Annotated in this window: 16 protein-coding genes; 13 read left to right on the top strand and 3 right to left on the bottom strand. The window is 62.5% G+C overall.

Going from position 1 to position 15,756, the window contains the following annotated elements; all coding sequences use genetic code 11:
* The first annotated feature begins 24 nt into the window (after positions 1-24).
* From ACFWHB_RS18495 to ACFWHB_RS18470, 6 genes are all read left to right on the top strand, one after another.
* The gene (locus ACFWHB_RS18495; RefSeq protein WP_025325674.1) at positions 25-1,287 is read left to right on the top strand and encodes a GntP family permease; all 1,263 of its coding nucleotides are present in this window, start codon (positions 25-27) and stop codon (positions 1,285-1,287) included.
* Between the two features lie 9 nt (positions 1,288-1,296).
* On the top strand, positions 1,297-2,430 hold the full coding sequence (locus ACFWHB_RS18490; RefSeq protein WP_163135611.1) for a glycerate kinase: 1,134 nt from the start codon (positions 1,297-1,299) through the stop codon (positions 2,428-2,430).
* A 202-nt stretch (positions 2,431-2,632) separates the two neighbouring features.
* The gene (locus ACFWHB_RS18485; RefSeq protein ID WP_106885010.1) at positions 2,633-3,196 is read left to right on the top strand and encodes an NnrU family protein; all 564 of its coding nucleotides are present in this window, start codon (positions 2,633-2,635) and stop codon (positions 3,194-3,196) included.
* 59 nt (positions 3,197-3,255) lie between these two features.
* Complete coding sequence (locus ACFWHB_RS18480) at positions 3,256-3,792, top strand: glutathione peroxidase (RefSeq protein WP_025325677.1); 537 nt, start codon at positions 3,256-3,258, stop codon at positions 3,790-3,792.
* A gap of 82 nt (positions 3,793-3,874) precedes the next feature.
* Entirely contained in the window at positions 3,875-4,810 is a 936-nt protein-coding gene (locus ACFWHB_RS18475) for a LysR family transcriptional regulator (RefSeq protein ID WP_041204171.1), read from the top strand.
* A 182-nt stretch (positions 4,811-4,992) separates the two neighbouring features.
* Positions 4,993-6,189 carry a NupC/NupG family nucleoside CNT transporter gene (locus ACFWHB_RS18470; RefSeq protein ID WP_111912147.1) on the top strand — a complete coding sequence of 399 codons (1,197 nt, stop codon included), beginning with the start codon at positions 4,993-4,995 and terminating at the stop codon, positions 6,187-6,189.
* A 662-nt stretch (positions 6,190-6,851) separates the two neighbouring features.
* On the opposite strand, the gene ACFWHB_RS18465 is transcribed toward ACFWHB_RS18470, so the two are convergent.
* Together ACFWHB_RS18465 and arfB are read right to left on the bottom strand one after the other, a co-directional pair.
* On the bottom strand, positions 6,852-7,346 hold the full coding sequence (locus tag ACFWHB_RS18465; RefSeq protein ID WP_368169208.1) for a methylated-DNA--[protein]-cysteine S-methyltransferase: 495 nt from the start codon (positions 7,344-7,346) through the stop codon (positions 6,852-6,854).
* A 27-nt stretch (positions 7,347-7,373) separates the two neighbouring features.
* Positions 7,374-7,790, bottom strand: a complete 417-nt coding sequence (gene arfB / locus ACFWHB_RS18460) for an alternative ribosome rescue aminoacyl-tRNA hydrolase ArfB (RefSeq protein WP_368169209.1) — start codon at positions 7,788-7,790, stop codon at positions 7,374-7,376.
* Between the two features lie 201 nt (positions 7,791-7,991).
* Here arfB and glnK point away from each other — a divergent pair, with 201 nt between their 5' ends.
* The 5 genes from glnK to ACFWHB_RS18435 all read left to right on the top strand — a co-directional run bounded on the left by glnK (position 7,992) and on the right by ACFWHB_RS18435 (position 13,501).
* Positions 7,992-8,330 carry a P-II family nitrogen regulator gene (gene glnK, locus ACFWHB_RS18455; RefSeq protein ID WP_005332325.1) on the top strand — a complete coding sequence of 113 codons (339 nt, stop codon included), beginning with the start codon at positions 7,992-7,994 and terminating at the stop codon, positions 8,328-8,330.
* Between the two features lie 242 nt (positions 8,331-8,572).
* Positions 8,573-9,580 (top strand): Fe(3+) ABC transporter substrate-binding protein, encoded by a 1,008-nt coding sequence (locus ACFWHB_RS18450; RefSeq protein ID WP_234568975.1) that lies wholly within the window; start codon positions 8,573-8,575, stop codon positions 9,578-9,580.
* A 39-nt stretch (positions 9,581-9,619) separates the two neighbouring features.
* On the top strand, positions 9,620-11,245 hold the full coding sequence (locus tag ACFWHB_RS18445) for an ABC transporter permease (RefSeq protein ID WP_395949013.1): 1,626 nt from the start codon (positions 9,620-9,622) through the stop codon (positions 11,243-11,245).
* 234 nt (positions 11,246-11,479) lie between these two features.
* Positions 11,480-12,514: an ABC transporter ATP-binding protein gene (locus ACFWHB_RS18440; protein ID WP_395949012.1), complete on the top strand. Its 1,035-nt coding sequence runs from the start codon at positions 11,480-11,482 to the stop codon at positions 12,512-12,514.
* A gap of 81 nt (positions 12,515-12,595) precedes the next feature.
* Positions 12,596-13,501, top strand: coding sequence for a Dyp-type peroxidase (locus tag ACFWHB_RS18435; protein ID WP_139743706.1), 906 nt, complete (start codon positions 12,596-12,598; stop codon positions 13,499-13,501).
* Between the two features lie 78 nt (positions 13,502-13,579).
* On the opposite strand, the gene argR is transcribed toward ACFWHB_RS18435, so the two are convergent.
* Positions 13,580-14,050: a transcriptional regulator ArgR gene (argR, locus tag ACFWHB_RS18430; protein WP_005308670.1), complete on the bottom strand. Its 471-nt coding sequence runs from the start codon at positions 14,048-14,050 to the stop codon at positions 13,580-13,582.
* A gap of 200 nt (positions 14,051-14,250) precedes the next feature.
* Here argR and ACFWHB_RS18425 point away from each other — a divergent pair, with 200 nt between their 5' ends.
* Positions 14,251-14,991: an ATP-binding cassette domain-containing protein gene (locus tag ACFWHB_RS18425; protein WP_163135598.1), complete on the top strand. Its 741-nt coding sequence runs from the start codon at positions 14,251-14,253 to the stop codon at positions 14,989-14,991.
* Positions 14,992-15,015: 24 nt separating this feature from the next.
* The gene (locus ACFWHB_RS18420; protein WP_395949011.1) at positions 15,016-15,753 is read left to right on the top strand and encodes a transporter substrate-binding domain-containing protein; all 738 of its coding nucleotides are present in this window, start codon (positions 15,016-15,018) and stop codon (positions 15,751-15,753) included.
* Positions 15,754-15,756 lie beyond the last annotated feature (3 nt).

The following is a 15,756-nucleotide window of genomic DNA, read 5'->3' as shown; positions in this document are numbered from 1 at the left end:
TTACTTCCACTCAAGGTGCCCGTCATGATCCCTGTATCCGCGCTCGGTGCTCTCGCTGCGCTCTCCATCGCCATCTTCCTCATTCTGAAGAAGGTGCCGCCCGCCTACGGCATGATAGTCGGTGCCCTGGCCGGTGGCCTGATCGGCGGCGCCGACCTGACCCAGACCGTCGCCCTGATGATCGGCGGCGCCCAGGGGATCACCACGGCCGTGATGCGGATCCTGGCGGCCGGTGTGCTGGCAGGCGTCTTGATCGAATCGGGTGCCGCCACCACCATAGCCGAGACCATAGTTCGCAAGCTCGGCGAGACCCGTGCCCTGCTGGCCCTGGCGCTGGCCACCCTGATCCTGACCGCGGTCGGCGTCTTCGTGGACGTGGCCGTCATCACTGTCGCCCCCATAGCGCTCGCCATCGCCCGTCGCGCCGATCTCTCCAAGGCCGCCATACTGCTGGCCATGATAGGGGGCGGCAAGGCGGGCAACGTCATGTCCCCCAACCCGAATGCCATAGCCGCGTCCGACGCCTTCCATCTGCCCCTCACCTCAGTGATGGCGGCCGGCATCATCCCGGGCCTGTTCGGTCTGGTGATGGCCTACTGGCTGGCCAAGCGCCTCAACAAGCGGGGCAGCAAGGTCGCGGCCGACGAGGTGGTGAACTTTGACGGTGGCAAGCTGCCCGGCTTCTTCGCCGCCATCAGCGCCCCCCTGGTCGCCATACTGCTGCTGGCCCTGCGCCCGGTGGCCGGTATAGTCGTGGATCCCCTCATCGCCCTGCCCCTCGGCGGCCTGGTCGGCGCCCTGATGATGGGCAAGTTCAGCAAGGTGAATCAGTTTGCCGTCTCGGGTCTGGCCCGCATGGCGCCGGTGGCCATCATGCTGCTAGGGACCGGTACCCTGGCGGGCATCATAGCCAACTCGGGTCTGAAGGATGTGCTGATCAGCGGCCTGACCGCCTCCGGCTTGCCCTCCTACCTGCTGGCCCCCATCTCAGGTGCCCTGATGTCGCTGGCGACCGCCTCGACCACGGCCGGTACTGTGGTGGCCTCCAACGTGTTCAGCTCCACCCTGATCGAGCTGGGTATCAGCAGTCTGGCGGGGGCCGCCATGATCCATGCCGGTGCCACCGTATTTGACCATATGCCCCACGGCTCCTTCTTCCACGCCACCGGTGGCAGCGTCCACATGGGTGTGGGTGAGCGCCTCAAGCTTATCCCGTACGAAACTGCGGTCGGTCTGACCATTGCAACTGTCTCCACCCTGATGTTTGGCGTGTTTGGCCTCGCCTAAGGAATTGATATGAAAATTGTTATTGCCCCCGATTCATTCAAGGAGAGTCTGAGCGCCATGGCGGTGGCCGATGCCATCGAGGCCGGTTTCAAGCTGGTGCTGCCGGATGCCACCTATGTCAAATTGCCCATGGCCGATGGCGGCGAGGGCACTGTGCAGTCCCTGGTGGATGCCACAGGTGGTCACATACTGCCGGTCGAGGTGACCGCGCCCCTTGGCAACAAGGTGCAGGGTTTCGTCGGCCTGCTGGGTGATGGCAAGCGTGCCGTCATCGAGATGGCGGCGGCCTCCGGTATCCATCTGGTGGCACCGGAGCAGCGCAATCCGCTGCTCACCTCCAGCTTCGGCACTGGCGAGCTGATCCTGGCCGCGCTGGAGATGGGGGTCACTCACCTCATCCTCGGCATCGGTGGCAGTGCCACCAACGACGGTGGTGCCGGCATGATCCAGGCGCTCGGCGGCAAGCTCTTGAAAGAAGATGGCACCCCCATAGCCCTGGGCGGTGCTGGTCTCGCCGAGCTTGCCACCATAGACCTGAGCGGGCTGGACCCCCGCCTGAGCGAGCTGGTCATCGAGGTGGCCTGCGATGTGAACAACCCGCTGTGCGGCCCGAAAGGTGCCTCCGCCGTGTTCGGCCCGCAGAAGGGGGCGACCCCCGAGATGGTGGCCCAGCTGGACGCCAATCTGGCCCACTACGCCGACTGCATCGAGCAGGCCCTCGGCAAGCAGGTGAAGGAACTGCCGGGGGCGGGCGCCGCTGGTGGCATGGGCGCTGCCCTGGTCGGCCTGCTCGGGGCCGAGCTCAAGCCCGGCATCCAGATAGTGATCGAAGCCTTGAAGCTGGCCGATGAAGTAGCCGACGCGGATCTCGTCATCACAGGGGAAGGGCGCATCGACAGCCAGACCATCCACGGCAAGACGCCAATCGGTGTCGCACGCTGCGCCAAGCAGTTTGGCAAACCGGTGATCGGCATCGCCGGCTGCCTCACCGACGATTGCGGCGTGGTCCATGACCATGGCATCGACGCCGTGTTCGCCGTGGTCAACCGGGCCATGTCCCTGCCGGAGGCGATCGCAACCGCCACCACCAACCTGCAGCTCACGGCCCGCAACGTCGCCGCCCTCTATCTGCTGCGTCGTTAACCCTCTTCTGGCCGGTGCCCGTCACCGGCCACACCCAGCCCCGTGTAGCGGATGTGGTTGCTCGCCTGAGGGCGGACCCTCTGACGCACCTTGCCGATCCCAGGATCGGCTTTTTTATTATCCTGCTGTCTTTTATATGGTTTTTGTATTCTGCCAGTGGCCTTTGCGGCATAGTGATCCCCCATAGTACAAGGAGCAACCCATGATCTTGCTGACCCTGGGGGTACTGCTATTTACCCTGATCCATCTCTATCCCTGCTTCGCCGCAGCGCACCGTGCCCGAATGTGCGATCGGCTGGGGGAGAACCGTTACAAGGGACTCTTCTCGCTGCTGGTGTTCGTCGCCATCGGCTGCATCCTCGCCGGCTGGCGCAGCGCCAGCCCTATGCCGCTCTACTTCCCGCCCGCCTGGGGGCCCATGCTGGTGATGGCGGTTATGCCGGTTGCGCTGATCCTGCTGTGCGCCGGCCAGGGGGCCAACCACCTGCGCCGTTGGCTGGTACACCCCCAACTGCTCGGCACCCTGCTCTGGGCCTGCGCCCATCTGGCGGTCAACAGCGAGGCACGCTCCCTGGTGCTGTTTGGGGGCTTGGGCGCCTGGGCGCTGGTCAGCATCGTCTGGATATCGGTGCGGGACTGGCGCACCAAGCCGAGACCAGCGGCCACCTGGCAGGGGACGGGGATCAGCGTGGGCGCCGGTCTGGCGCTCACGGCCCTGCTCATCTTCTGGGGCCACGGCTGGTTGACCGGGATCCCGCTGCACTGATCCCTGAACCTTGTTCGGGGATCTCGCGTATGATGGAGAAAACCCGAGGAGTCACGTCAATGAAATGGTTCACCCTGCTGCTGTTGCTCGGATCTGGCGCGGCATCTGCCGCCTGTCCCGACTACTTCAATGTGGAGATGCGGGAGCTCAACAACACCCAGCGTCACAACCTCTGCCAGCTGACCGAGGGCAAGGTGGTGCTGGTGGTCAATACAGCTTCTTATTGTGGTTACAGCGGCCAGTTCCGGGATCTGGAGGCGCTCTATCAGAGCTACAAGGACAAGGGCTTGATGGTGCTGGGGTTCCCCTCCAACGACTTCTGGCAGGAGGCGGGCAATGAGAACAAGACCGCCGAGGTGTGCCGCCGGGATTACGGTGTGACCTTCCCCATGTTCAACCGGGTCTCGGTGCGTGGCGCCGATGCGGTGCCCCTGTTCAAGGGGCTGGCGGCCGCCGCCGATGGGGATGCGCCCAACTGGAACTTCCACAAATACCTGGTGGGCCGCGATGGCAAGTTGATTGCCAGCTATGGCGCCAATCAGAATCCGGCCGATGATCCCCTCAAGGAGCAGCTGATCCAGGCGCTGGGACGCTGACCCTACCCCCTGGCGGGCGGCTCTGGAATAATGGGGGCCCGCCACTCACTCTGGTTATTCCGTGCTGCAACGTCTTCCCCAAATGGTGATCTTCGATGCCCTGGTCCGCGAGCAAGGCATCTCTGCCGCCGCGCGGCGGCTCGGGGTATCCAAGTCCCACATCAGCAAGCAGCTGGCCCAGCTTGAGACCGAGCTCGGGGCCCAACTGGTGCAACGCACCACCCGCCGCTTCTCCCTGACCGAACTCGGTCAGGAGTATGCCCGTCACTGCCGCGCCCTAGTGGCGGTGGCCCTGGAGGCGGACTCCATGGTGGCGGAGCGACGCGGCAAGGTGAGCGGCGTGCTGCACCTGGGGGTGGGCCAGTCTTTCGGCCGCTTGCACGTGATCCCGCGGCTCAAGGCATTCCAGGCGCGCTACCCCGATCTGGAGCTGGAAGTCTCCCTGTTCGATCACAGAACCAACCTGGTGGATGAGGGGCTGGATCTCTGGATCACCACCTACGAGGACAAGCCCGAGGGGCTGGTGGGGCAGCGGCTGGCGGACATCGGCTTCGTGCTGGTGGCCTCGCCGGACTATCTGCTGAGCCACGGCACCCCGCTGCACCCCAGGGATCTGGCCAGGCACAACTGCATCACCTACCAGAGCCGGGAGCGGCGCTACCACGAGTGGTCGTTTCGCCAGGGCAAGGAGCGCCAGACGGTGCAGGTGGCCGGCAACTACAGGGTGGATCTGGCGGAGGCGGTGCGGGATGCCGCCCTGGCCGGGCTCGGCATCGCCTATGTTGCCAACTACCTGCTGGACAAGGAGCTGCAATCCGGTCAGCTCATTCCCCTGCTGCCCCAGTGGCGCCCGAACCAGAAGATGGCGGTGCACGCCGTCTACGCCAGGCGTGAGCACCTGGATCCCAAGATCCGCCTCTTCATCGACTTCCTCAAGGAGAGCTTCGGCCCCGAACCCTATTGGGCACAGCGGCTGGCCCCCTGGCTTGGGGGCAGATTGTCCGGTGTGGAGGAATAATCGTTTCCATACAAGAACACTGACTTTCGCCTGATACCAAACACGAGCCAAATCAGCCAGTTGGCGCAACCGATATCGTGCAAACGTTTTTGCTAACAGGGTTGTAACCAGGTGGGCTTGCAGTGATGGGGGTAGGGGAGCAGAATCCGCGCCCATCTTCAGTCCCACTAGATGGAATCCCTATGATCGCCCTGCTCGGCATCTTGAGTATCCTGGCACTAGCCGCACTCTGTTCTGATAATCGTCGTCGTATCCCGTTGAGAACAGTGGGTCTCGCCCTCTGTCTGCAAGTCCTCTTCGCCGCCCTGGTGCTCTGGCTGCCTGCCGGTCAGAGCGTGCTCAACGGCGTCAGCGAGAGCGTCAGCAGCGTGATCGGCTACGGCCAGGAGGGGATCGCCTTCCTGTTCGGCGACCTGGCCAAGTTCAAGCTGGGCTTCATCTTCGCGTTCAACGTGCTGCCGGTCATCATCTTCTTCTCCGCGGTGATCGCCATCCTCTACCACATCGGCATCATGCCGCGGGTCATCGCCCTGCTGGGAGGCGGCCTGCAGAAGCTGCTGGGCACCGGCCGTGCCGAGAGTCTCTCCGCCACCGCCAACATCTTCGTCGGCATGGTGGAGGCGCCCCTGGTGGTCAAACCCTACCTCTCCAAGATGTCTGATTCCCAGTTCTTCGCGGTGATGAGCTGCGGTCTCGCCTCAGTGGCCGGTGGCACCCTGGTGGGCTATGCCAGCATAGGGGTCGAGCTGAAATATCTGATCGCCGCCGCCTTCATGTCGGCGCCTGCCGGCCTGGCCATGGCCAAGATCCTGGTGCCGCCCGGTGCCGATGAGGTGGATCACCATCAGGATGTGGAGATCCCCCGCGCCACCAACGTGATCGAAGCGGCGGCCGATGGCGCCATGTCCGGCCTCAATATCGCTGTGGCGGTGGGGGCGACCCTGCTGGCCTTCGTCGGCGTGATTGCCATGCTCAACGGTCTGCTGGGCTGGGCCGGTGATCTGGTGGGGCTGGATCTGAGCTTCCAGATCATCCTGGGCTGGCTGTTCGCCCCCGTCTCCTGGCTGATCGGCGTGCCCTGGGATCAGGCCCAGGCGGCCGGGGCGCTTATCGGCACCAAGATCGTCATCAACGAGTTCGTCGCCTTCATCGCCCTGGTGCAGGATCAGACGCTGGACGAGTCGAGCAAGGCCATAGTCACCTTCGCCCTGTGCGGTTTCGCCAACATCTCCTCCATGGCGATCCTCATCGGCGGCCTGGGGGCCATGGTGCCGGAGCGCAAGTCCTTCATCGCCCGTTACGGCATGCGCGCCATCCTGGCGGGGGTGCTGGCAAACCTGATGAGCGCTTCGCTCGCGGGTCTGTTCCTCGCCCTCTGAGTGGCCTCGAGGCTAGCGCCTTCAGATCAAAGCCCGCTTCGGCGGGCTTTCTTGTGGCTGTTGTCGGGCAAAAAAAAGCGCCTCAGAGGAGGCGCGGGGAAAAGACAGATTGGAAGCGTCACATGGGTGCCACTTGAATGAGGGATGAGCCGTGCCATCCAAGTGTGAGTACATCATGCCTTTCCCAGTCTGAAGCCCTTCTGAGGCGATTCTTCATACTATGTTCATTTTGCTAAACGCCCGGTAGCGTCAGCTCGAAGCCTCTGCTCCCTTGCTCCAGTGCCAGCAACCAGTGTTGTGAACGGGATGCCGCCGGCTAATCAGGGGGTCAGCGCTACGTTGTCGACAGTCTATTGTTCCAGCGCCAGCAACCAGTGTTGTGAACGGGATGCCGCCGGCTAATCAGGGGGTCAGCGCTACGTTGTCGACAGTCTATTGTTCCAGCGCCAGCAACCAGTGTTGTGAACGGGATGCCGCCGGCTAATCAGGGGGTCAGCGCTACGTTGTCGACAGTCTATTGTTCCAGCGCCAGCAACCAGTGTTGTGAACGGGATGTCGCTGGCTAACCAGGGGTCAGGGAGTCAGCGTGAAGTGGTCGACAGTCTGTTGCTCCAATGCCAGCAACCAGCGTTGTGAACGGGATGCCGCCGGCTAACCAAGGGTCAGGGGGTCAGCGTGAAGTGGTCGACAGTCTGTTGCTCCAATGCCAGCAGCCAGCGCTTGATGGGAATGCCGCCGGCGTACCCCGTCAGCGCGCCGCTGCTGCCTATCACTCGGTGGCAGGGCACTATGATGCTGAGCGGGTTGCGGCCGTTGGCCGCCCCGACGGCCCGCACCGCCTTGGGGTTGCCGATGGCCTGGGCTATCTCGAGATAGCTGACGGTCTCGCCGTAGGGGATGTCGCACAGGGCGCGCCACACCGACTGCTGGAAGGGGGTGCCTCTGGCGGCGAGCGGCAGCGTGAAGCGCCGCAGCCGGCCAGCAAAATAGGCCTCGAACTGCTCTAGGTAGGGGGCCAGGGCCGCATCGTCCCGCTGCCACTGCGCCATGGGGGTCACCGGCTGTTCCCCTCGCACGAACTCCACGAAGCGCAGGCCATCCTGGTCGATGGCGACCAGCAGGGGGCCCTGGGCGCTGTCACAAAAGCTGTATCTCATGAGTCTCTTTTCCTCGGCCTGAACGGCTCACTCCATCCCGGGCTTGCCACGGGCCGACTTGATCTCGCCCTTGCGCTTCTTGGCGTCGACCCGCTTGCGCTGGGAGCTTCGGGTCGGCTTGGTGGCATGGCGGGCCTTGGGGCGCCAGGCGGCCTTTTTCAGCAGCTCGGTCAGGCGGCTCATGGCCTCCTTGCGGTTCATGTCCTGGCTGCGGTGGGTCTCGACCCTGATCTGGATGAAGCCATCGTGGACCCGGCTGTCGCTCAGCTTCTCCAGCCCCTCCTTGTAGAGATCCGGCAGGCTGGGGGAGTCGCGGTAATCGAAGCGCAGCCAGATGGCGGAGTCCGTCTTGTTGACGTGCTGGCCCCCGGCACCCTGGGCGCGCATGGTCTGAAACTGCAGCTCATGCCAGGGAATGATCACGCTGTTGGAGATGACTAACATGGGGTGATGCTCTCATTTGGTGCATCAAGGGAGTCTGGTGCAGCTTGGTGCCTCATTATGGGGCGAGATGCGCTTCCTTGGTGATCCTGGGCCGAAACGGCTCAAGGGTTAATGGCTATCTTTATGAAAATAAACAATAAAAATACTTGGCACAAGAATTGATGACCCATTCGTGACATACCATGGATTGGGAGCAACCAGATGAAGCTGATTACTGCGATTATCAAACCTTTCAAGTTGGACGACGTGCGCGAGGCCATCGCCAACCTGGGCGTCGAGGGCCTGACCGTGTCCGAGGTCAAGGGTTTCGGTCGCCAGAAGGGGCACACCGAATTATACCGGGGGGCCGAGTACCAGGTCGACTTCCTGCCGAAGGTAAAGCTGGAGATCGCCACCGCCGACGAGAACGTGGAAGGGGTGATCGAGGCCATCTGCAAGGCGGCTTATACCGGCAAGATAGGGGACGGCAAGATTTTCGTCTATGACCTGCTGCAGGCAGTGCGCATCCGTACCGGCGAGAGCGACGACGAGGCGCTGTGATGCTGCGCCAGGGCCCCGGCCACTGAGCCGACCGGGTTGAGCGCTCAGGCCCTGCCGGGCCGATAGCAAAAGAGAATGCGTGGTCATGGAGAGACTGGGTGGGATTCCATCCGGTCTTTTTGTTTTGGCGACGATTAAATATGTGGCCTTACCTCTGCAAACCGCCTTGATCCTCTCATCCCGATTCATGCAGAATGCAAACGAAAATAGTTATCACTTTATGCACAGACAAGGAATGGATGATGAAAATGAAGATGTTGGCGCTGGTGTTCTCCTCGCTGATCGCCCAGTCGGCCTTTGCCGCCGCTGAAGTGAATGTCTACTCCAATCGGCAGGATGAGCTGATCAAGCCCATCATCCAGCAGTTCGAGAAAGAGACCGGGATCAAGGTCAATGTGGTGTTTGCCAAAGAGGGGCTGAACGAGCGCCTGGAGCGCGAAGGCAAGCTCTCCCCGGCGGATCTGATGCTGACCGTCGACATCAGCCGTCTGACCGATCTGGTGGACAAGGATCTGGTGCAGCCGGTGGACAGCAAGACGCTGCAGGAGAACATCCCCTCCATCTATCGCGATCCGGACAACAAGTGGTTCGCCCTGACCACCCGGGTGCGCGCCATCTACTCCAGCAAGGATCGGCTCGGCAAGCTCGACACCATCCGCTACGAAGATCTGGTCAAGCCTGAATTTAAAGGAAAAATTTGTACCCGCAGCGGCAAGCACGAGTACAATGTGGCGCTGGTTTCGTCCATGATTGCCCATCACGGCATGGCGGACACCAAGACCTGGCTGGAAGGGGTCAAGGCCAACCTGGCGCGCAAGCCGCAAGGCAACGACCGGGATCAGGTCAAGGCGATCAAGGACGGTATCTGTGATGTCTCCCTCGGCAACAGCTACTACCTGGGCGCCATGCTGAAAGATCCGGCGCAGAAATCCTGGGCCGAGGCGGTTTACATCAACTTCCCGAACCAGGCTGATCGCGGTGCCCACGTCAACGTGAGCGGCGTGGCCATGACCAAGTACGCCAAGAACAAGGAAGCCGCCCAGAAGCTGATGGAGTTCCTCTCTGGCGATACCGCCCAGCATATGTATGCGGACGTGAATGCCGAGTATCCGGTCAAGGCCGGGGTCGAGCCTTCCGCCATGGTCAAGTCCTGGGGTAGTTTCAAGTCTGACCCCATGCCGGTCAGCGACTATGCCAAGCACCGCAAGGACGCCTTGCAGCTGCTGGATGAAGTGAAATTCGACTTGTAATCAGATGGGGCCTAAGGCCCCATCAATCGCTGTGGTCTCATGAAAAATTTTGGATGGATTGCCGGCAGCTGGGCCACCGCCCTGCTGCTGGGTTTACCGGTGCTTGCCCTCATCTTCTCTGCCTTCTCGGCAGACGGAGACCTGTTTCGCCACCTCGCCGATACGGTACTGCTCGATTACCTTGGCAACACCTCAGGGCTGGTGCTGGGGGTAGTGCTGCTCAGCCTGCTGTTCGGGGTGCCCACCGCCTGGCTGGTCGCCATGTGCCAGGTGCCGGGGCGCCGCGTCCTGCAGTGGGCGCTGATGCTGCCCATGGCCATGCCCTCCTACATAGTGGCTTACGTCTATACCGACCTGCTTGACTACTCGGGCCCGCTGCAGGCGGGGCTGAGATCCCTGTTTGACTGGCAAAGCCCGGCCGATTACTGGTTCCCGGCCATCCGCTCCCTCGGCGGTGCCGCCTGGGTGCTGGCGCTGGTGCTCTTCCCCTATGTCTATCTGCTGGCGCGCGCCTCCTTCCTGGAGCAGTCGGTCAGCCTGATCCACTCCAGCCGATTGCTCGGTTGCACCCCCTGGCAGAGCTTTCGTCGCCTCAGCCTGCCCCTGGCCCGTCCTGCCATCATGGTGGGGGCGTCGCTGGTGGCGATGGAGACACTGGCGGACTTCGCCACCGTCCACTTCTTTGCCATCAACACCCTGACGACGGCCATTTACGACACCTGGCTCGGCTATGGCAGCCTGGCCACAGCCGCACGGCTCTCCTGCCTGATGTTGCTGGCTGTGGTGCTGCTCATCGCCCTGGAGCGCCGCTCCCGCCAGCGCCAGCAGGTGTTCCAGAAATCGATGGGCCATGAGCAGCCCCTGCGCTACCCCCTCAAGGGGGCCAGCCGTCTGCTGGCCGGGCTCTGGTGCTGGGGGCTGGTGCTGGCCGGTTTCGGCCTGCCGTTCGTCATACTGCTGGACTACGGGGTGCGCTACTTCGAGTTGTCGTGGACGCCGGAATTCGTGCGTTTCGCTGGCAACAGTCTGCTCATCTCGGCACTGACTGCCCTGCTCGCCATGGCCATAGCCCTGTTGCTCGGCTTCTTCCGCCGCCTCGATGGCGGCACCCGCAGCCTGCTGCCCCTGCGCATCGCCGCCACCGGCTATGCCATGCCGGGCACAGTGCTGGCCATCGGGGTGCTGGTGCCGCTGACGGCGCTGGATTTTGGTCTCAACGATCTGGCCGAGTGGCTCGGGATGCAGGGGCCCGGCCTGCTGCTGACCGGCACCCTCACCGCCATCGTATTTGGCTACCTGGTGCGCTTCGTGGCCATCGCCATCGGCTCGGTGGAGAGCAGTATGGGCAAGGTCTCCCCTAGCCTCGACATGGCGGCCCGCTCCCTGGGGCAGGGGACGGGGGGCATGCTGCGCCGGGTGCATCTGCCCCTGGTGCGACGCGGCCTCTTTGCCGGTGCCATGCTGGTGTTCATCGAATCCATGAAGGAGCTGCCCGCGGCTTTGCTGCTGCGGCCGTTCAACTTCGAGACCCTGGCCACCCACGTCTACCAGTTCGTCTCGGACGAGATGCTGGAGCGGGGGGCACTCGGCGCCATCGTCATAGTGCTGGTGGGGCTGGTGCCGCTTATCTGGGTCAACCGCAGCCTGGACAGCCCGGGGCATTGAGTCGCCACGTCGGCCAATGAAATTGCATGCGGTGTGCTTGACCGAAAGGCAGCGCACCGCCAGAAACGAGAGGAAGTCTGTCTTGTCTTGCTTGCAAGTAGAGAAGGTAAGCTGCCGTTACAACGGTCAGAACGTGCTGGAGCAGCTCTCCCTGACGGTGGCCGACAACGAGATCGTCTGCCTGAGCTTGGTAGCGAGTGGCTGCGCTGAATTTAACACGAGAGGAACCGAGTCGTGTCTTGCTTGCAAGTAGAGAAGGTAAGCTGCCGTTACAACGGCCAGAACGTGCTGGAACAGCTCTCCCTGACGGTGGCCGACAACGAGATCGTCTGCCTGCTGGGTGCGAGTGGCTGTGGCAAGACCACGCTGCTCAAGGCGGTCGCCGGCCTGCTGCCGTTGGCGGAGGGCAGCATTCGTCTGGGGGATACCCTGCTGGATGGGCCCGGCGTGACGGTCTCGCCTGAGCGTCGCCACATCGGCATGATCTTTCAGGATTACGCCCTCTTCCCCCATCTGACGGTGGCCGAGAACATCGGCTTCGGGCTGACCCGGGTGCCTCGCGACAGCCGCCAGCAGCAGATCGACGAGGCGCTGACCCTGGTCAACCTGCAGGGGCTGGGGGATCGCTATCCCCATCAGCTCTCCGGTGGCCAGCAGCAGCGGGTTGCCATCGCTCGCGCTTTGGTCTGCAAGCCCAAGTTGATGCTGCTGGACGAGCCCTTCTCCAACATCGACACCCAGGTGAGGATGAAGCTGATCCTCGAGATCCGCGCCCTGCTCAAGCGTCAGGGAATCGGCGCCATCTTCGTCAGCCACAGCAAGGAGGAGGCGTTCGCCTTCGCCGATCGGCTGGCGCTGTTCCGGGCCGGTCATATCGAGCAGGTGGGCCAGCCGGAGCAGCTCTATCGCCGCCCCGAGAACCGCTTCGTGGCGGAGTTTCTCGGCGGGGTCAACTATCTGGCGGCCGAGGTGGTGGACAGCCACTGCGTGCAGACAGCGCTCGGGGTCATCTGTGGCCATGAAGCGCACGGTCGCGCCCCGGGAGAGCGGCTGCAGCTGATGCTAAGACCCCAGCAGCTGGTGTTGACGGCCGCCACTGACGGCGACTTGCTGGTGCGGGAGCAGCAGTTCCTCGGCCATCACTGCCGGGTGCTGGTGGAGTGCGCCGGTCAGGTGCTGGAGGCCAGCATAGGGGAGCCTCTCGAAGGGGCGCGGGCGCGGGTGACCGTGGCCCCCCATGCCCTGGTGCTGTTCGAACAGATGCCCTGATAGTGATGTGAAATCAAGGAATTGACCCGGTTCCGGTTTATAATCGCGCCACGCCCATAGCCAATGTCTTTGGAGAGAGAAATGAAAGCCCAAGCCGGGATCTGCGCAGAGCCGAATCTGCATGCCCTCTATCTGATGTTCAATCGCACCGGTGACGGTGCCGAGCTGGCGGCCCGTCTGGCCAAGCTGCCGGTTCTGTGGGATGCGGTGAGTGCCGATTTCCCCGACGCCGGTTTCAGCGGTCTGGTCGCCGTCGGCGCCGAGGGCTGGGATGCCATCTACCCTGCCGCCCGTCCGCCCCAGTTCCGTGGCTTCATGGCGCAGTCTGCCAACGGCCAGGAGGCCCCGAATACCCCGTTCGATCTCTTCGTGCAGTTGCGCGCGGATCGGGTCGACGTGCTCCATCACGCCGGGCAGCGGGTGATGGCGCTGCTGGCCGGCCTGGTGGAGCTGGCCGAAGAGGTGCGTGGTTTCCGCAATCTGGATTGCCGCGACCTGACCGGTTTCGTCGATGGCACCGAGAACCCCCAGGATGAGCACAGGGCCGAGGTGGCGCTGCTGGAGGGGGGCGAGTTTGCCGGCGGATCCTATGTTCATGTCCAGCGCTGGGTGCATGCCATGAGCGACTGGGAGAAGCTGGCCCTGAAGGAGCAGGAAGACATCATTGGCCGTACCAAGGCAGACAACATCGAGTACGAGTCGGCCGACAAGCCGCTGACCTCCCACATCAAGCGGGTCAACCTCAAGACCCCGAAGGGAGAGTCCATGGAGATACTGCGCCAGAGCATGCCCTGGGGCACCATGCGCGAGCAGGGGCTCTACTTCATCTCCTGCTGCCGCACCCCGCAGCACTTCAACGCCATGCTGGCCAGCATGTACAAGGGGGAGGGCAGCCACTTCGATCACCTGCTGCGCTTCACCAGGGCGGTGACAGGGGCCGCCTTCTTCGCCCCCTCCATCGATTTTCTGGTCGCCCAGGGTAAGTAACGACTTGCCGATCGTGCAGAAACAAAAATCCCGGCCTTGGCCGGGATTTTTCGTTCGGGTGGCGCGAGCGCGACCCGATCAGGGGGTCTGTTCGAACAGCTCGAGGGCGGAGAGGTAGAGCTCTTCGATGTCGGTGTCGCTGGTCGGGGTGATGAAGATGGTGTCATCACCGGCTATGGTGCCGAGGATACCTTCGGCCTTGCCGAGAGAGTCGAGCAGGCGGGCGATGAGCTGGGCCGCACCCGGGCTGGTGTGGATCACTACCAGGGCACCGTTGTGGTCGACATCCAGTACCAGGTTCTTGAGCGGGCTGGAGGTGGTGGGCACACCCAGTTCCACCGGCAGGCAGTAGACCATCTCCATCTTGGCATTGCGGGTGCGAACGGCGCCGAAGCGGCTCAGCATGCGCGAGACCTTGGACTGGTTGATGTTCTCAAAGCCCATCTCTTGCAGGGCAGTGACTATCTCTGCCTGGGAGCCAAATCGCTCCTCTTTCAGCAAGGCTTTAAAGGCCTTGGCCAGTTTTTCTTGCTTGTCGTTATGTTTCATCTTGGACTCACGAATGAGGGAGGTGACCGCCTGTCACGCTCAGGCGGCAGATACGAACAGCGCTGCTATTTTGCATTCATATGCCTGTTTTGGCAAGGAAGCGGCGCTTGTTCTGCATATTGATTCAAATATAGCTTGCATCAACTTATGCTGGCGCTAGAATCAGGACGAAATTTTGAAAACTTATTCAATTGGGCTGTATGGGTATCGAATTAATCGGCATCGAAAAATCCTGGCACAAGGTGCCGGTACTGCAACAGGTCAGCTTCCGGACCGCACCCGGCGAGACCTTGGTATTGCTGGGCCCGAGCGGTGCGGGCAAGAGTTCGCTGCTGCGGATGATGAACCTGCTGGACACCCCGGATGCGGGTGTGCTGCGCATTGCTGACAGTGAATTTTCTTTCCCGTCCAGCCTCTCTGCCGCGGAATTCAACCGTCAGGCCCAGGCCTTGCGCCGCAAGGTGGGCATGGTGTTCCAGCAGTACAATCTGTGGCCCCACCTCACCGTGATGGAGAACCTGATTGAAGCCCCCGTCAAGGTGCTGGGCATGAGCCGCGAGGCCGCCATCGAGAAGGGCGCCTACCTGTTGGCCCAGTTGCAGCTGGCCGACAAACGGGATGCCTGGCCTGCGCGCCTCTCCGGCGGTCAGCAGCAGCGGGTGGCCATAGCCCGTACCCTGATGATGGATCCCCAGGTGCTGCTGTTTGATGAACCGACCGCGGCGCTCGATCCTGAAATAACCAAAGAGGTGGCGGAGATCATCCGCACCCTGAGCCAGACCGGCATCACCCAGGTGGTGGTGACCCACGAGGTGGAGTTCGCCCGCAAGGTGGCCAGTCAGGTGATTTATCTGGAGAAGGGGCGGATCATCGAATCCGGCACCGCCGCCATCTTCCAATCTCCGCAAACCAGCCGGTTTGCCGAATTCTTGATGCATTGATACTGAATCGATAAGGAAGCTGTCATGAAAAAGAGTCTGTTGCTGGTTGCTGCCATGGGTCTGCTGAGCACCTCGGTGCTGGCCAAGGAGATCAAGTTCGCCACCGAGGCCACCTATGCGCCGTTCGAATACCTGGATGACAAGAACGAATTCCAGGGCTTTGACATCGATCTGGCTCGCGCCGTCTGCGAGCAGGCCAAGCTGGAGTGCAGCTTCCACAACCAGGCCTTCGACAGCCTGATCCCCAGCCTCAAGTTCCGTCGCTATGACGCCGTCATCGCCGCCATGGACGTGACCCCGGAGCGGGCCGCCCAGGTCGACTTCTCCGACATCTATTACGAGAACTCGGCGGTATTCGTGGCCAAGAAGGGTGCCTTCAAGGGGCCTGAAGAGCTGGCGGACAAGACGGTCGGCGTGCAGAACGGCACCTCTCACCAGTCCTACCTGGTGGACAACTGGGTGAGCAAGGGTCTGCTGACCGTGCCCTACGCCAGCTACCAGAGCGCCTTCCTCGACATGATGAACGGCCGTACCGATGGTGTGTTTGCCGACACCGCCGTCGCCGCCGACTGGCTCAAGCAGCACAAGGAGTACGCTGTCATCGGCACGCCGGTGACCGACGCCAAGTACTTCGGTACCGGCTTTGGCATCGCTGTGGCCAAGGGCAACCAGGAGCTGCTGACTCAGCTGAACAAGGGGCTGGCCGAGATCAAGGCCAACGGCACCTATCAGAAGATCTATGACAAGTACTTCGCGCAGTAAGCC

It is taken from the genome of Aeromonas mytilicola subsp. aquatica (genome assembly GCF_044336385.1).
Lineage (GTDB): Bacteria > Pseudomonadota > Gammaproteobacteria > Enterobacterales > Aeromonadaceae > Aeromonas > Aeromonas rivipollensis.
This window is presented reverse-complemented; position numbering and strand designations above follow the sequence as displayed.

Bases quoted from the DNA above. Each gene is read 5' to 3' on its own strand.
- ACFWHB_RS18480 (WP_025325677.1), top strand. From the start codon at position 3,256: ATGAAATGGTTCACCCTGCTGCTGTTGCTCGGATCTGGCGCGGCATCT.
- ACFWHB_RS18495 (WP_025325674.1), top strand. From the start codon at position 25: ATGATCCCTGTATCCGCGCTCGGTGCTCTCGCTGCGCTCTCCATCGCC.
- ACFWHB_RS18425 (WP_163135598.1), top strand. From the start codon at position 14,251: ATGGGTATCGAATTAATCGGCATCGAAAAATCCTGGCACAAGGTGCCG.
- ACFWHB_RS18435 (WP_139743706.1), top strand. From the start codon at position 12,596: ATGAAAGCCCAAGCCGGGATCTGCGCAGAGCCGAATCTGCATGCCCTC.
- ACFWHB_RS18465 (WP_368169208.1), bottom strand. From the start codon at position 7,346: ATGAGATACAGCTTTTGTGACAGCGCCCAGGGCCCCCTGCTGGTCGCC.
- ACFWHB_RS18470 (WP_111912147.1), top strand. From the start codon at position 4,993: ATGATCGCCCTGCTCGGCATCTTGAGTATCCTGGCACTAGCCGCACTC.
- arfB (WP_368169209.1), bottom strand. From the start codon at position 7,790: ATGTTAGTCATCTCCAACAGCGTGATCATTCCCTGGCATGAGCTGCAG.
- ACFWHB_RS18485 (WP_106885010.1), top strand. From the start codon at position 2,633: ATGATCTTGCTGACCCTGGGGGTACTGCTATTTACCCTGATCCATCTC.
- ACFWHB_RS18475 (WP_041204171.1), top strand. From the start codon at position 3,875: ATGGTGATCTTCGATGCCCTGGTCCGCGAGCAAGGCATCTCTGCCGCC.
- ACFWHB_RS18490 (WP_163135611.1), top strand. From the start codon at position 1,297: ATGAAAATTGTTATTGCCCCCGATTCATTCAAGGAGAGTCTGAGCGCC.
- ACFWHB_RS18450 (WP_234568975.1), top strand. From the start codon at position 8,573: ATGAAAATGAAGATGTTGGCGCTGGTGTTCTCCTCGCTGATCGCCCAG.
- ACFWHB_RS18445 (WP_395949013.1), top strand. From the start codon at position 9,620: ATGAAAAATTTTGGATGGATTGCCGGCAGCTGGGCCACCGCCCTGCTG.
- glnK (WP_005332325.1), top strand. From the start codon at position 7,992: ATGAAGCTGATTACTGCGATTATCAAACCTTTCAAGTTGGACGACGTG.
- argR (WP_005308670.1), bottom strand. From the start codon at position 14,050: ATGAAACATAACGACAAGCAAGAAAAACTGGCCAAGGCCTTTAAAGCC.
- ACFWHB_RS18420 (WP_395949011.1), top strand. From the start codon at position 15,016: ATGAAAAAGAGTCTGTTGCTGGTTGCTGCCATGGGTCTGCTGAGCACC.